We start from the raw sequence: 15,737 nt of genomic DNA, 5'->3' as shown, positions 1-15,737 counted from the left end.
GCGATCAGGAGTGGTATTTCTTGAAAAATATCAATCACTTTAACTTTAGCTCCAGTATTAATTATGAGTGCCAATACCGTTTGGACTCATCATTTTTTATAGTCCGTAGTTCGCAAAGCCCTGATCATCGGCTTAAAATTTTAAATTGTTTGGAATTAATTGTAAGTTGTTGTGACAAAGCAATAACCTAACTTGAGAAAATAGTTTATTGCAGTCGCGACTCAATTAAGTTGAATCTAAAATAAAGTTCTTAACGTATATATATTCGATGCAAATATGAACTACTAAAACTTACGTTCTATCATTTTAAAACTTACTCGAGGTATATTGATGACTATCAGAGCTGCAACACCAGAAGAATATATCGCAATTAGAAGAGATTATCTTTTACATCGTTTTAACACAATCACAATAGAAGAGTTTGAGAAACATTGGACAAGCAATGATCATGTTGCAATAGCGGAGAACATTCAATCAACTCATCATGAGTATGAGGGTGATGTTGCGATTATTCTTTGGGAGGGTTCTCCTGCTTTTCTGACTTCGATGATTCATCAAGAGAATAAATGGGTGATTGCAGCTGAGGCTTAGTTTGAGTATCTGTATTACTAAATAACAACTAATCATTCAAACATGGCACTGACAAATCAGAATGTAATAGAGGTCTCACAATTTGCATTAAAAGCAAAAAAGCACATTGGATTTGTGAAGCTGGCAGAAATATATACTAATCAAAATTATGCAGTCGATATTTTAATCAAGGCGGTTTTGACTGGAGACAGCGAACTCATCAAACTCGTCAAATCAATATGCATACAGCTAAATATCGGTATTGACTTGATTATAGCGGTTCAGTCCTATATGAACGCATGTTTAGCAAAACAAACAAATCCCAATCTTATTAAAGATATTAAGTTTTACCTAAATAAACTAGCCAATTATCTTTATGCCATCCATATTGATGGCGTTGCATATCGGCAAGTGATTGATAAGCTCATATATGGTGTCGACATTAAAGATAAAGCTTTTTGTATTGATCTAGCTAGAGATTTTTATCCTTATTGTCGAAATAATTACGGGCTATCAGATCAGGGTCTCAACAATATCGAAGCCTCTAAAGAGGCCTTTATACGTTTATGGAATCATATTGATGAGGAGTTTTTTTCTGATTCTGAATCAAACTCATTAAATCAATATCTACATTATTTAGTGCAAACGGGTGTCTCAGAAAGCGACATTCAAATTAGCAGTAAAATTGCAAAAGTCATCATTTTAGAAATCAGAAATCACGATCAAAATCTCAAAATAAGCTTTCGAAACGTAATTAACAAAATCCAACATTACTTTTCATATCAGGATATGCAAGGATTATTCTACGAAGTATCTCGTCAGTTTTATAGTTTTTGGGTGAGCAGTAGAAGTAGAAAAAAATTACCTAGATGAATGGGCATTATCACTTTAACCACTTCTTTGTAATCGGCGACTGCTTGCGAAAGCAATTCGTGATTTAAATCTCATTCGTTACTTGACCCAAATACAGACATTCAAATTTGGATAGTAAAGCATCAAATGACTAGTTCATGTATTTTTAGCTGTCAGAGTTGTGTAAGGTTAGCTCATTACAATCAGATTTTTACGCAGCTATTGATGTTTAGGTAAAGTGCAGCATAAGTTAAAATGTATATTTTTTGGAGAGCAAGTGAATGAATTTAGTTAAAGTACCTTTGTTAGTTCTGTTGTTAGTATCCGGTCAGGCCATGGCAGGAGACAGCAACGCTAAAACTGCGGTTGGTGGTGGTCTAGGTGCTGCGTTAGGCACAGCTCTGGGAGGTGTAGTGGGTGGCCGTAACGGAGAAGTGCTTGGCGGTGCGGTTGGCGGCGGTGTGGGTGGTGCAGTGACAACTAAAGGTGAAGGTCAAGCTGGCGCTGTTATTGGAGGCGCTGCAGGCGGTGCTGGAGGTGCATACGTTGGCCGCAAAGTGAGCCACAGTGGTACAGGTGCAATCGTGGGTGCGGGTCTTGGTGGCGCTGGTGGTGCAACGGTAGGCAAGGTCATTGCCGAGCCCTCTCCAAGGACGCATGAGAGGTCAGACTATTATGACGATGACCATGAATATAAACATGGCAAAGGGCATCACAAACATCATCACCATGATGACGATGATGAAGATGAGCATTAGTCAACTATTCTCAGCTAGAGACGTTTAAGTGTCATCAAACGTCTTTGAGTGAAAGGACATATCATGAAAAAAAATCAATTAGGATTACTTGCTGTATTACTAGGCATAGGTTTTTCAAGCAGCGTGCTAGCGCATGATTCGATAGGCTTCAGTTTGAATATTGGCCAACCCTATTATTATGAGCCTGCGCCTATATATTACGCACCGCCAGCAGTTGTTTATTATCAAGCCAGACCTGTTTATCACGAATACTATAGCGCCAACCCAAGTCCATATTATCAAAGCGCTGATCAGTATTCTGATAATGATGGTTGGCGAGGTCATCATGAACATCGCTGGCACCATAGACATCACGAACATGATGATGACGATGATTAAAGTTTAAGTATTTGTAACACACCTCTTCATTCACTTTAAGTAAGTAAGCTTTCTCAATCAACTAAGGTACTTATGATTAAAAATATACTATTACTTATGATGACTACTTTTGGCTTTATCGGATTAGCCCATGCGGAAAAGCCAGATGAAATTTATAAGAGTTGCCGTTTAACAGGTTACTTTGACGCTGCAAAAGATCATGTTTATGCAGACTTAGCAGCAAGGCTTTCAGTTGCTAAAGGTATTAAAAAAGACGCCACATGTGATGCGTCATATGAAGCAGGATTTGCGGTTGGAGAAATCAAAAATAAAGACTCAAAACTTAAGAGCGATTCAGATAAAAAAATTCATAATGAGGCAATTGATTTCAAAAAGAAAATTGAAGACGCCATGCTGCATTCTGCAGGGTTGATTTAATAACAAGTCCCTACTTTCAAGATTCAATTCTGAGCATGCTCAAAAATATTTATAATTTTTTGTCAGGTTTCTGACAGATTTGAGCTGTATTGTAAGACTCGTAGCACAAGATCTCTTAGTTTACTAAAGAGCAATTTAAAACATAATTAAAGATTTTTAAGAGGAGTTACACAATGATTAGCACGTCATCAATAGATAACAAAAAGGAGCTTTGATAAGCTCCTTTTTGCTTTATTAGTAATCAAGCTTGGGAAACACTGCATTCTATGTATGACATGTATGCATCCTCCGAAGAAGAAAGTTTAGATAAAGCCTCTTCGGTGTAGCTGTCATTGTATGACGCTAATGCTTCAAAGTAAGCATTTTTAAGCAAGGTTAACTGTTGGTTATCTGATAAAGAGGATATGCTCATACATCACTTTCTATTTTTTAACTTAAAGATAGAAAGATAACCCAAGTTAATAAGACTTACGGTGTGGTAACTAACATAGTAAACAGATTTTTTTGGAAGGTTTCCAAATTCTTGCATTACCTATTAAGATTTGCTGGCTCAAACAAGGGATGCAAGTTGTTACGTAACCGCAATTTGTGGTCAGGGTTGACGCCACCAGCCAGTAACGAAACTTTTAATATTGTTTGTTAGCCTTTTGCTGGAAACATATTTTGCTAACAATAGCAAATGAACTATAAATGGAAACTACACTACCTTAAAAACATTGAATTCAACTGTGAAATTAAAGCAATTTTCTAAAAACTCGTGATAAATACTGTTTAACTTTATCAAACAGCGGACGTTTCTTCCAAACATTTAACTCTATTTTCTTCGCCTCAGCTTCATCCTGCCTAAACTTCTCATTGAGTTGTTTAGCTGTCTTATGTCCTAGCACAATCACATCAACCTCATCATTTAAACTAGCGCTTCTAAAATCAAAATTAGAGCTCCCAACTACGGACCAAACTCCATCAATAGAAATGGTTTTGGCGTGAAGAATTTGTGATTCTATTTCAAATATATCAACACCATTTTCAAGCAAATCTTCATAATATGAGCGCTGTACGTTTAACGATAAGGAAGAATCTGATAGGCCAGGTAACATTAAATCAATTTTTATACCTCTTTTAGCGGCATCAGTCAAAGATTCTTTTTGATCTTCGGTAGGGACAAAATAGGCTGAATTCAGAATTACTTTTTTAGATGCGTTATCTATAGCTGAAATTAAGGTACTGTAAAAATAAGGCTTATTATCTTGAGGCGAACTACCAATAACACGCACGAATTCTTTACCTTGAGTTTCTAATTTTGGATAAAAACCAGATTGGTTAATATCAATAGATTGGTCCCAATGCTTTAGAAATAGTTTTTGCAGCTCAGCTACAGCAGGACCTTTAATTAATAAATCTGTGTCTCGCCAGTGTTTACTAGTCTCAGCATCAGTAGCATTTTCCACATCATGGTTTTTACGAGATGAACTGAAACCTTGTTTACTTTGATAAGTTTGACTTAAGTTAATTCCACCAATGATGGCTACTTTTCCATCTACAACTAATATTTTTCTATGATCTCTATGATTGAGGTTACCTATATTTTCAACATCAATTGGATGAAATTCAGTTAATTTAACACCAGCTTTATTAAGTGTCTCAAAAAAGCTAGAAGGCGTACTTGAGCTTCCTATAGCATCATAAATTATATTGACATCTACGCCGTCAGCACGTTTCTTAATAAGTAAACTCTCTAGCGTGACCTGATTGCCAAGATCAACATTTTCAAAAATGAAATATTCTAAATTGACATGGTTTTTAGCTGATTCAATAGTTTCCTTCATGACTTTGAAAGTTTGCTCCCCATCAAAAAGTATTTCAGTGTCATTTCCGGCAATGAGCGGTTGATCCGTGATTCCTTGTGCAATTTTCAGTTGCTTTTCGAGTAACTCTTCCTCTTCTTTTGTATTGGTTAAATTATCGATTACTCGATCAACTTGTTTTTGAGATAGCATGTTATTGCTACCTTTAATATCTAGTTGATTCACTTTGTTACTAGCTTGACTAATAACTTCTTTTGATTCCGGAACTGATTGACATCCAGTGGCGAGGAATACAATTAATGTACAGATGCTTATAGTGTTTTTATTCATTTTTATTTCTCTGGTATCAACTGCACTTGAGATTACTTATAAAAATTAGTTTTAATATCTATTCAAATAAACTAACCTAATTTGCTGAGGTTTTAACCAAAATATTATAAATCATTTACTGGACCTCACTCATGATTACAGCCTTGGCGATGAGTTTAAGTTCAGTTTATGTGATTACCAATGCTTTATGTTTGAGGAATTCCAAACAATGAATATGAATATCTAGCAATAACGTACTACTTTAGAACATCAACTATAAGCGGCATATCAGGGCAACTCAATTTCTGAACTTCCGCTATGGGCCCGTAACTCTCAAGTCAAAAGTCCGCTTTTGGGAAGGCGGAAAGCAGACTGCACTAACCTTCACATTCGACGCATTTGAGACGTCCCCTTAAAATTATTAACTGAAAATTAATTAATCAAACCGACCATAAACTACCATGAACGCATGCAAAAGAAATCGGCAACAACATTGATAAAAAATGCAGGTGATAAGCGCTTGCTTAATTAGCATTTCATATTCAGAATGAAAAGCATGTCAAACAACGAATCAAAATCTGAAGCATTACTAAAGAAGCTAGGACCAGGGCTTATTACTGGTGCAGCTGATGATGACCCAAGTGGTATCGCCACCTATTCACAAGCTGGTGCGCAGTTTGGTTTCAATATGTTATGGACAGTTTTGTTCACTTATCCGTTAATGGTTGGCATCCAGATTGTTAGTGCTAGGATTGGTCGAGTCAGTGGTAATGGACTTGCTGCGAATATCCGCAAACACTATCCAGTCGGTCTCTTATACTTCATTGTCGGGTTACTTTTAATTGCCAATACAATCAATATTGCTGCTGACATCGCAGCAATGGGGGAGTCATTAAGGCTATTGATTGGTGGTCATGCGCATTTTTATGCCCTAAGTTTCGGCTTGTTATCATTAATTCTCCAAATATTCATTCCCTATACACGTTACGTTCGAGTGCTGAAATGGCTCACATTGGCTTTGCTTGCCTATGTCGCAACCGTATTTGCTGTACATACCCCATGGATGCAAGTTTTTAAGGTCACGTTATTACCGCATATGTCGTGGAAGTCAGAATATATGACTACGGTAGTTGCTATTTTTGGTACTACGATTAGTCCATATTTGTTTTTCTGGCAAGCTTCTCAAGAAGTTGAAGATCAAAGAATAAATCCTAAAGCAAAACCGCTGATAGTTGCTCCAGACCAAGCAAGTGCTAACTTCAATCGAATTAAAGTTGATACTTATATCGGCATGGGTTTTTCTAATATGGTTGCGTTCTTTATTATATTAACCACCGCAGTGACTCTTAACGCACACGGAATTACAGATATTCAATCCTCGGCACAGGCTGCAGAGGCTCTGCGTCCGATTGCAGGTGAATTTACATTCTGGCTTTTCAGTGCAGGCATCATTGGTACAGGTTTACTTGCAGTGCCTGTTTTGGCTGGATCTGCCGCTTATGCGATGGCGGAAACCTTTAAATGGAAGGGTAGTTTAGAGCTAGAGCCTAAGCGTGCAAAAAGGTTTTATAGCATCATAGCTATTTCTACTTTAATTGGTGTGGCATTGTGCTTCACTCCTATAGATCCAATTAAAGCACTTTACTGGAGCGCTGTACTTAACGGTGTCATTTCTGTTCCCATTATGGCCTTAATGATGCTGATGGCTGTTAGGCCTGAAATCATGGGGCAATTCACCATTACTAAAAAACTTAAGGCTTTAGGATGGTTGGCGACCTTAATGATGACCTTGGCTGTGACTGCCATGATATTCACAGCAGGACTATCTTAGTTAGATAACTCTTAATTCAATTACTTGCGAAAATATATTTCATGACAAGTAAGAAAGTTCTAGCAAGCGCAGAACTTTATTGATTTCCAGTTCAATTTGGAATTGAATTATGAATAAACGCAACTGCCTTCTTAATTTGTAGCAAAATTAGCTTTGAAATATTTACAGAAAAACATTATGTATAAGTAAATGAATGATGTGGAAAATAAGGTTAGTCATTCAAAAACACCTTAGAATAAATCCCAAGGTGTCATCTACATCAATTGATATTGACTTAATTAACCACAAGCTTTGCCATTCACTGCATGATTGCCCTTTGCTTTAGCTTCTGCCTCAGTCATGTATGAGCCATCTTTAGTTTTACCGTAATGCTCAGTGCCTAGGCAATGGTATTTCTTTGACTTGCTATTAACCCAAACTTTACCTGGTCCGCCGCCTGGGGCTTCTGCCATCGTTGACGCTGCAGCAGGTTTGGCTGCTGTAGTGTCTTTAGTTGCTTTTTCAGGAGCCGCTTTATCGGCAACAACTGGTCTGGCGGCTGAGGCTTTAGCGTCAGCCCAAGCTTTCACGCCTTTATGTCCAGAGCAAGCACCTTGCTTAGTTGTTCCTGTAAATGATGTACCGTCATTACAGGTGGCCGTTACGCTAGTAGCTGCAGAAGTATCTGCAAATGCTGTATTCATCAATGTTGCAGTGCCAGCTAGAGAAAGCAAACTAGCTAGAATAAGTGATTGGATTTTCATAAAAAATTCCTTATATATTTAAGATATTGATAATTATAATTTCAGACCTGTTAAACTATTTGCCGATTTCTTTACTTACTTGGTTCTCTTGCTGATTTAATGTTTTTTGTTCTTCTTTAGTGATATGACCTTTGTTTTGTGAGGCCATATCATGTTCCTCTTGTCTAATTTGACGATCATCTTTATGAAGCTCACCTGCTTGTTTCTTAGTCAGCTCACCTTCTTTGACTTCATGATTGATGCGTTTATTTTGATTTTCTAAACGATCGTTTACTTGATCTCTACGCGGATGATGCTTTTCCCATTTACCATCTTCAGCCATTACATTTGTTGTTAAGCTCCCAAGTAGCAAGGCAGACAAAGCAATTACAAAAGTATATTTAGTGCGGTTCATATCAATCTCCAAAAATTAAACTTGCCCTCTTAATAAAACGTCTTTGGTTAAGATGTTTTTTTAACTTATCTGTCACCGTGAAAATCATCTTATAGGGGCTGCCTTACATCAGGCTGACAGAACTTATTCTTAATAATTTATTTTAGAGAGCGTATTTTGCCTTGAAGCCAAATTGGACTATTGAAGTTGCTTGACGAAAAACTGGGCTAAACGAAAGCAGCCATCTAAAAGTGGGGATAGCGACCCTTAACCGACATTCAAAAGGTACTTCGATATGTCTACTTTTTTAAGCCAAGTCCATAACCGCTTGGCTAAACGATCGCGGTTTATAGGCGAAAAAACAACTCATTACAAATAAAAACTGTAATCTATCTTTAATTACAAGTAGATTATAATTAAACCTCAGACTCTCCTATTTTAAGAAATTAATCCATAAGCCTAAATGAACTCACGTAAAGTACTCATTGCAGTTTTGCTGTTTTTTGATATTCAAAATCTTTACGCACTTCCATCTTTTTCTCGTCAGACTGGACAAAGTTGTGCCAGTTGTCATTTGAGCTATGGGGAATTAACTCCACAGGGACGTCAATTCAAGTTAACAGGTTATTCGGAGGGGAATTATGTAATCCCTTTATCAATCACAGGTGTCGTTTCCGATACCAAAATCAACAGTACTTCCAGTAGTATCGACCCAAGCATTACTATGCCTAAGAATAGTTCCCTAATACCTGAGGAAGCTAGTATTTATGTGGCTGGTAAATTTTACGGAAGACTTGGAGGTTATTTAAAACTCACCCTCAATCTTTCCAATACGACTCCATTACTAAATTCTCAAGGTATACAAACCGGCACAAAGGTTGGAGGCGATACTTATCTAGATGCTTCAGAAATACGATATGCCAATAACTTTTCTAGAGGTGGGCACAATCTGTTGCTAGGTGGCACATTAAATAATGCCCCAGGGACACAGGATTTATGGAAAATATCTCCCGTGAATTCGTATTCCTTCCGTTCATCAAATTTACTAAGTGCTTGGGAAGTCGGTCAGTTCGGGCCCACAGCTTTGATCGATGGTGGTCTTAACTCACAGGTGGCTGGGGTCAGTCTATACGCGATGCTGGATGACAGTATTTATGCAGAGTTAGCCGGCTATACTAGATTTTCTACTCCTCTCAAAGTCATTTCATTGGCTGACAATCTGAATACTGTTTCAACTGGCCCCAACCCCTACTGGCGTCTAGCTTATAACCATGTTATTGGAGAAGATTCCTGGATGGTAGGCACATTTGGAATGATTACGGATCTGAAGCATGACCCAGAAACTCCAGGATCATCTGGCGGAGAATATACCGACATCGGTTTAGATGCACAATATCAACACATTACTGACCTTCACTCATGGTCTGCACATATGACATATATCAATGAAAAAATCGACTGGGCGGGAAAATCTGTCATTCGTATGAATCATGATAGCACTCACAGTGAACTGCATACCTTAAAGGCCGAGCTTGGATATAATTATAAGCACCAACTAGGAGCTCAGGTTTTCAGCTTCTATACTAACGGCAGTACCGATAATAATTACTGGACGTATAGCCAAAATGTGAGCTCAGGCGCCTGCAATCAAACTAACTCAGAACTAGCTTTCTGCTCTGCTAATGGCAGTCCAAAAACAAGTGGGTATGGTTTTGAGCTATATTATGAGCCTATGTCATATATGCACTTTTCTCTGCAACAAACTTTCTACGATAATTTTCTGGGAGGTTCATCCTTCTATGACAATAGTTCTGGAAACTTACGTGCTGCCAAAGACAACAATCTGACCTATTTATATGCTGTTTTTTCTTATTAACTTATTCATTTGTTAATATTTAGTTAACTCTCGGGGTTAATCCATGAAAATGGTCTAAAGCAGAAGTAGATTTTAGAAGATTTAATGCATAGCGGATTCGTTGCAGTTAGTATTTAGCCACTTCTTAGGATAATGAACATGCTTATTAAAACACTCGCTTGGACTTTTATTAGTACTTGCTTATTTACTAGTCACTTAGCTCAAAGCGCTCAACTTAGAGAGAATGTTAAATTTTCTGTAGTTCATCAATACAAAGTTGGTGGAGAGGGTGGATGGGATTTGCTTACCATTGATGGAAAGCACCATCAGCTATTTGTAAGTCGATCAAGCCATATCCAAGTGATTGATTCTGATTCAGGAAAGGTTGTTGGAGATATTCCGGATACTCAGGGTGTTCATGGAATCGCCATTGCGGATGATTTAAATATTGGGTTTACTAGTAATGGTAAAAGTAACTCTGTCAGCGTGTTTGACCTAACTAAGCTTAATGTAATTGAAAACATTAAAATTTCCGGCCTTAATCCAGATGTTATCCTTTATGAACCCGTCACAAAGCACATATTCACTTTTAATGGACGTTCAGCAAATATCACAGTGATTGATGCAGTAACGCGTCAAGAAATTAACACTATCAGTTTGCCAGGTAAACCAGAGCTTGCAGTAAGTGATAAAGCGGGTCATATTTTTGTAAATATCGAAAATAAAAATGAAGTTGTTGTCATCGACAGTAGTGCAAATAAAATTCTGAAAGGCTTCCCGCTCGGCAGTGGAGTGGAGCCTACTGGATTGTCAATAGATCAACTACATCATCGATTATTCTCCGTCTGCGCCAATAAGAAAATGATAGTCCTCGACTCAGATACAGGAAGAGTTGTTTCAGAGGTCGCTATTGGTTCTGGACCCGATTCCGCAGCATTTGACTCAGGCCTAGGTGTTGCATTGAGTTCGAATGGAGAAGGCACTTTAACTTTAGTAAAAGAAGATGATCCGGAGCACTTTTCAGTGTTACAAGATGTAACTACTCAAAAGGGAGCAAGGACGATGGCCTATGATTCAGATACCCATCGTGCATATCTCGTGACAGCGTCATTTGGTGAAACCCCACCAGCAACAAAAGAACAGCCTAAGCCAAGACCAGCAATGATTGAAAATAGTTTTGTAGTTCTAGTGGTCTCATTAAAACCATAGTAACTTTATTCAAAAGTACTTAACACCCAAGGTCTATTATTACAGCAAAATTATCAGATAGTTATCTGGTAGCTTGATCATTACAGTAATGAGCTTACTGCTTATTTCAGGCCTGTTTTTATACTACGCAGATGTAACGCGTGATGCAGCACTTTGGGTACACTGGATTGTTGGTGGTGGATTAGTGTTACTTTTTCCATTCCACTATATAGCTGGAAGACGCGCTAATTACTTAGCGCTTAAGCAACTTGAAAATAAAACTCATCTGAAATAGTTAACAACTCAGCGCATGAAAACTAAGTAATGAATTGTTAGCTACTAACTCGTTAGATAAAAATATCTATTAAATACTTTTAGTAGATACCACTAAAATCGCATTAGTGTCGCTGAAAACAAAGCTATTAGATAACCTGCATGTAAGTTTAATTAACATTACCGTTTTTTTAGCATCACTTTGACTGCCGTTTTTGCGCTATGGTATGGTAGGGAGAAAGCGCAATCTTTACACTGCATTTATAGTGCTAAGCGTGAATTGTTTTATTGGGCAGCGATGTTATTAACGTTTGCATTGAGTACGGCAGTTGGATATTTACTTTCTCAGACACTTGCCGCTGCTGGCTTGGGCTTAGGAACCGTAGGTACAAGCGCTGTTTTTCTTATTACAACTTTAATTTTTTATTGCATGTCTAACCAGTTTGCTAAGTACGCAAGCGTAGTCTCAGAAGGCAATTAAAATTTAATTCAGGTCTAATATATAAAATGGATAAATGATGCGATTACTATTAGTTGAAGATGATGTCATGATAGGTGAAAGCATTAATGAGGCACTCAATGGTGAAAACTATGCCGTTGATTGGGCGCGAGATGGCCGTAGTGCAGAGTTAGCGTTAGCAAACGGTGTGTATGACTTGATACTACTAGATTTGGGATTACCTAAAAAACAAGGTTTGCAAGTATTAAGTGAATATAGGCAGCGTGGCGGCATGCTTCCCGTGCTGATTATCACTGCACGTGATTCAATGGCAGATAAAGTAGGTGGGCTGGACGCAGGAGCGGATGACTACCTAGTCAAACCGTTTGATTTAGACGAGCTTTTTGCCCGTGTGCGTGCATTGTTGCGACGCCATACAGGACGTGCTCAACCAGTTATTACCTATGGGAAAGTGACACTTAATCCCGCTATTCATGAGGTACATCTTGATGGACAGTTGTTGAGTTTGTCTGGGCGTGAATTTGCGTTATTGCTGTCCTTACTCACCCCACCTGGGCGAGTGCGATCTTTGGCCGAGCTGGAGGAAAAGCTGTATAGCTGGGATCATGAGGTTGCAAGTAACACACTAGAAGTCCTGATACATCGTCTACGTAAAAAGCTTGGCACCAACTTTATCCAAAACATACGAGGTATGGGTTATAAAGTTTCTTTAGAGTCCTCAGTGTCATGAAATCTATAAGACAAAGTCTGCTTCTTTGGCTCACCTTTGGAATGCTAGCGGCTACATGCCTTGCTGGAATAAGTGCATATTTGTTAGCATTAGACGAAGCCAATGAGCTGTTTGACTATCAAATTAAGCAAGTCGCACTCTCATTAGATGGGCAAAGTCAAGCGTCTCCAGTAGTGGCTGATGACGATCCTGATGAAGATAATGTCATACAAATATGGGATGCACTAGGTAAACCTTTGTTTACATCCTATCCGTCACGTGCCCTGCCTCGCTACCTTTCGTCAGGTTTTCAAACTGTGAATTTCCGGCAAAGACCTTGGCGGATATATAACGCTCAATTGCAAGGCAAGTTTATCCAAGTCGCGCAACCAATGATAGTACGAGACGAATTAGCAGCGAACTTAGCTGAACGCATTTTAATCCCATTTTTCGTACTCATTCCATTTTTTGCAATTTTGATTTGGTGGGTAGTCAGACGGAGTCTAAACCCACTGGAATCTGTTACTAATGCCATTGCAGCTCGACACGCAGATGCAATGCAAACTTTGGACGAAACAGCCTTGCCCCAAGAGGTACGCCCCATTGTAGTTGCATTGAATCAATTACTGATACGACTAAATCAGGCTATGAAGGCACAACATGCATTTATTGCTGATGCTGCGCATGAGTTGCGTACTCCGCTAACCGCACTTAAATTGCAATTACAATTGACTGAACGAGCTACCTCTGACGTGATCAGAGAAGTGGGATTTGTAAAGCTCAATGAACGCTTAGACCGAAGTATTCACTTAGTTAAACAACTGCTTACCTTGGCTAGAAGTGAATCTAAGATGCAATCTCAGCAGTTTGGACCTGTAGACTTATCATACTTAGCTAGGGAAGTGACTAATGATTTCACTCCCTTAGCGAAAGCAGCTCATACTGACTTACAGTTGGATATAGACCCTAATATTATTGTGTCTGGTCAGCAAGGCAACTTACGTATATTAATTAATAATCTAGTCGACAACGCTCTTTGCTATACACCTAACTTTGGTCAAGTATGTATCAGTGTTAAACGCGAAGCGCCACATGTGGTATTGCGTGTCATTGATAATGGCAGCGGCATTCCAGAACAAGAACGTGAACGCGTGTTAGATCGCTTCTATCGACGCGAGGGTACAGAAGTAACTGGTAGCGGATTAGGGCTAGCTATTGTTCGCAATATTGCAGAAGCTCATTATGCTAAGTTGATACTCTCAGATAATTTAAATACATCTGGCCTAGTTGTTACAGTCAAGTTCCCCTTTTAACATAGGACTGCCGATAATAAGAAAATAACTCACTTCTTAAGGATAGGTTAAGTATTGAAAACTTATCATCACCCTAGAAGGCGTTATGTAGTTTGCTACGTCGCATAAATTAAGGAGTTTTGTTAATGGTAGTTGCTTTTAGTGTGTAAGCCTACACTGGTGAGTTATTAGCAATACAAGCCAAGCTTTTTAGAACCTACAGTTATTAGTTAAAATAGAATGAAACACAAATGAACAACACTACCAAACAGGCATTAAGTAAAGTCCCAGAAGTTACTTTGATCTTCTGGATCATCAAGATTTTTGCCACAACGCTGGGTGAAACCGGTGGTGATGCAGTATCCATGTCAATGAACCTAGGCTACCTTGTAGGAACTTTCATTTTTGCTGTCATTTTTCTTGTAGCAGTGGCTGCACAAATTAAAGCAAAACACTTTCATCCATTCCTTTACTGGACAACTATTATCGCGACAACAACCGTTGGAACGACGCTTGCTGACTTCGCAGATAGATCACTTGGCATTGGCTATACTGGCGGAACTACCTTGCTCTTTACGCTTCTTATGTTGTCATTAGCCATCTGGTATAAAACCCTAGGTTCAGTTTCAGTCAATACCGTGAGTGAACCAAGGGCTGAATACTTTTATTGGATCACCATCATGTTTTCACAAACCTTAGGGACCGCGCTGGGGGACTGGACGGCTGATACAGCTGGTCTAGGATACACTGGTGGAGCTATTGTTTTTGGAGGCTTACTGTTAGTTGTTCTTGCCGCTTATTTATGGACAAACATATCAAGAACCTCGCTTTTTTGGGCTGCATTTATACTAACAAGACCGCTTGGCGCAGTGGTAGGTGATTTTCTTGATAAGCCATTAAGTAAAGGCGGACTTGCGCTCAGTCGCTATTCTGCATCAGCGGCAATATTAGTAATCATTATAGGATGCATTCTCCTGTTTCATCAACGAGCGGCAAAAGGCTCTGGGCATTAATTAAAAACCAAATTTCTTCAGCAGAGCTTGTTCAAGAAGTGTGGTCATCGAAATCGCGCTGGGCACTCAGAAAAATTGAAACTATCTATGCGAATCTTAAAGCTCTTTGTTCTATCAACTATAGCCAATTTTGTATCTTTTAACTCAGCTTGGGCTGGTCCTCCTTTTATCACTGATGATCCTGAAACATTAGAGTACCAACACTGGGAAATAAATTACGCAGTATCTAAATCATGGCGACAGGGAGAGAGCTCTGCTGCAACTCCAAGTATTGACATCAATTACGGAGCTTCGCCTAATCTGCAACTTCATATTCAGCCACGTTACTCCTATGAACGCTCAATGACAGACAGTCACTTTGGGATTGATGATACCGAAGTAGGCATGAAATATAGATTTCTGAACATTCAACATGACAACTTTTCATTTATGGTTGGAACCTATCCCATGCTCCAACTTCCGACTGGAGATGCAAAGCTTGGGCCTAATCGAGGTAAAGTTCAAAGCTTCCTGCCACTATGGCTTCAGGGTAACATCGATAAGTGGACCATGTATGGAGGTATGGGTTATCGAATCAATCCAGGAAGTGGTAACAAAAACTCAGTATTTTTCGGAATGACTACACTTTATGAAGTTACGCAAGATTTTAAGTTGGGAGGTGAGATATTTCACGAGTCGCCCAATTCAATAGACGGAGTAGCTTCAACGGGTTTTAATCTTGGTGGTAGCTACAGTTTAACTCATGACTACAATGTTTTATTTGCTGCGGGTAAAGGGCTTAAAAATGTATCTTCCACGAATGAGCTATCTACTTATTTGGCACTTCAAGTGCTTTATTAATATTTCCCTTATGCATTAAATAGATTTTACACACTCTTCCAGAGATGTGTAATCGTCTGCAATCTTGCGTT

18 protein-coding genes are annotated in these 15,737 nt (G+C 38.7%); 14 read left to right on the top strand and 4 right to left on the bottom strand.

The window, feature by feature from the left end; translation table 11 throughout:
- The first annotated feature begins 327 nt into the window (after positions 1–327).
- From M301_RS09330 to M301_RS09310, 5 genes are all read left to right on the top strand, one after another.
- On the top strand, positions 328–591 hold the full coding sequence (locus M301_RS09330; RefSeq protein ID WP_148218594.1) for a hypothetical protein: 264 nt from the start codon (positions 328–330) through the stop codon (positions 589–591).
- Between the two features lie 42 nt (positions 592–633).
- On the top strand, positions 634–1,443 hold the full coding sequence (locus M301_RS09325; protein WP_013148524.1) for a hypothetical protein: 810 nt from the start codon (positions 634–636) through the stop codon (positions 1,441–1,443).
- A 260-nt stretch (positions 1,444–1,703) separates the two neighbouring features.
- Positions 1,704–2,180, top strand: a complete 477-nt coding sequence (locus M301_RS09320) for a hypothetical protein (protein WP_013148523.1) — start codon at positions 1,704–1,706, stop codon at positions 2,178–2,180.
- 63 nt (positions 2,181–2,243) lie between these two features.
- Entirely contained in the window at positions 2,244–2,558 is a 315-nt protein-coding gene (locus tag M301_RS09315) for a hypothetical protein (protein ID WP_013148522.1), read from the top strand.
- A 72-nt stretch (positions 2,559–2,630) separates the two neighbouring features.
- Positions 2,631–2,975: a hypothetical protein gene (locus M301_RS09310; RefSeq protein ID WP_013148521.1), complete on the top strand. Its 345-nt coding sequence runs from the start codon at positions 2,631–2,633 to the stop codon at positions 2,973–2,975.
- Positions 2,976–3,216: 241 nt separating this feature from the next.
- Here the strand turns inward: M301_RS09310 and M301_RS14595 are convergent, their stop codons facing one another.
- Positions 3,217–3,387, bottom strand: a complete 171-nt coding sequence (locus M301_RS14595; protein WP_013148520.1) for a hypothetical protein — start codon at positions 3,385–3,387, stop codon at positions 3,217–3,219.
- A 322-nt stretch (positions 3,388–3,709) separates the two neighbouring features.
- Complete coding sequence (locus M301_RS09305; protein ID WP_013148519.1) at positions 3,710–5,110, bottom strand: phospholipase D-like domain-containing protein; 1,401 nt, start codon at positions 5,108–5,110, stop codon at positions 3,710–3,712.
- 535 nt (positions 5,111–5,645) lie between these two features.
- On the opposite strand from M301_RS09305, the gene M301_RS09300 reads away from it, so the two are divergent.
- Positions 5,646–6,920 carry an NRAMP family divalent metal transporter gene (locus tag M301_RS09300; RefSeq protein ID WP_013148518.1) on the top strand — a complete coding sequence of 425 codons (1,275 nt, stop codon included), beginning with the start codon at positions 5,646–5,648 and terminating at the stop codon, positions 6,918–6,920.
- A 278-nt stretch (positions 6,921–7,198) separates the two neighbouring features.
- Here the strand turns inward: M301_RS09300 and M301_RS09295 are convergent, their stop codons facing one another.
- Positions 7,199–7,663 carry a DUF3761 domain-containing protein gene (locus tag M301_RS09295; RefSeq protein WP_013148517.1) on the bottom strand — a complete coding sequence of 155 codons (465 nt, stop codon included), beginning with the start codon at positions 7,661–7,663 and terminating at the stop codon, positions 7,199–7,201.
- Between the two features lie 55 nt (positions 7,664–7,718).
- Positions 7,719–8,057 (bottom strand): hypothetical protein, encoded by a 339-nt coding sequence (locus tag M301_RS09290; protein WP_013148516.1) that lies wholly within the window; start codon positions 8,055–8,057, stop codon positions 7,719–7,721.
- Positions 8,058–8,499: 442 nt separating this feature from the next.
- Here M301_RS09290 and M301_RS09285 point away from each other — a divergent pair, with 442 nt between their 5' ends.
- The 8 genes from M301_RS09285 to M301_RS09250 all read left to right on the top strand — a co-directional run bounded on the left by M301_RS09285 (position 8,500) and on the right by M301_RS09250 (position 15,666).
- On the top strand, positions 8,500–9,912 hold the full coding sequence (locus M301_RS09285) for a hypothetical protein (RefSeq protein WP_013148515.1): 1,413 nt from the start codon (positions 8,500–8,502) through the stop codon (positions 9,910–9,912).
- A 138-nt stretch (positions 9,913–10,050) separates the two neighbouring features.
- Complete coding sequence (locus M301_RS09280) at positions 10,051–11,100, top strand: YncE family protein (RefSeq protein ID WP_013148514.1); 1,050 nt, start codon at positions 10,051–10,053, stop codon at positions 11,098–11,100.
- Positions 11,101–11,188: 88 nt separating this feature from the next.
- Positions 11,189–11,374: a hypothetical protein gene (locus M301_RS09275; RefSeq protein WP_013148513.1), complete on the top strand. Its 186-nt coding sequence runs from the start codon at positions 11,189–11,191 to the stop codon at positions 11,372–11,374.
- 180 nt (positions 11,375–11,554) lie between these two features.
- Complete coding sequence (locus M301_RS14590) at positions 11,555–11,833, top strand: COG4705 family protein (protein WP_041359418.1); 279 nt, start codon at positions 11,555–11,557, stop codon at positions 11,831–11,833.
- A 34-nt stretch (positions 11,834–11,867) separates the two neighbouring features.
- The gene (locus tag M301_RS09265; RefSeq protein WP_337998423.1) at positions 11,868–12,542 is read left to right on the top strand and encodes a response regulator; all 675 of its coding nucleotides are present in this window, start codon (positions 11,868–11,870) and stop codon (positions 12,540–12,542) included.
- Positions 12,539–13,834, top strand: coding sequence for an ATP-binding protein (locus M301_RS09260; protein WP_013148511.1), 1,296 nt, complete (start codon positions 12,539–12,541; stop codon positions 13,832–13,834). The genes M301_RS09265 and M301_RS09260 overlap by 4 nt, the downstream gene beginning before the upstream one ends.
- 230 nt (positions 13,835–14,064) lie before the next feature.
- Complete coding sequence (locus M301_RS09255; protein WP_013148510.1) at positions 14,065–14,826, top strand: COG4705 family protein; 762 nt, start codon at positions 14,065–14,067, stop codon at positions 14,824–14,826.
- Positions 14,827–14,901: 75 nt separating this feature from the next.
- A complete protein-coding gene (locus M301_RS09250) occupies positions 14,902–15,666 on the top strand; it encodes a transporter (RefSeq protein WP_238524630.1) in 765 nt (254 codons plus the stop codon).
- Positions 15,667–15,737 lie beyond the last annotated feature (71 nt).

It is taken from the genome of Methylotenera versatilis 301, from assembly GCF_000093025.1.
Taxonomy (GTDB): Bacteria; Pseudomonadota; Gammaproteobacteria; order Burkholderiales; family Methylophilaceae; genus Methylotenera; species Methylotenera versatilis.
This window is presented reverse-complemented; position numbering and strand designations above follow the sequence as displayed.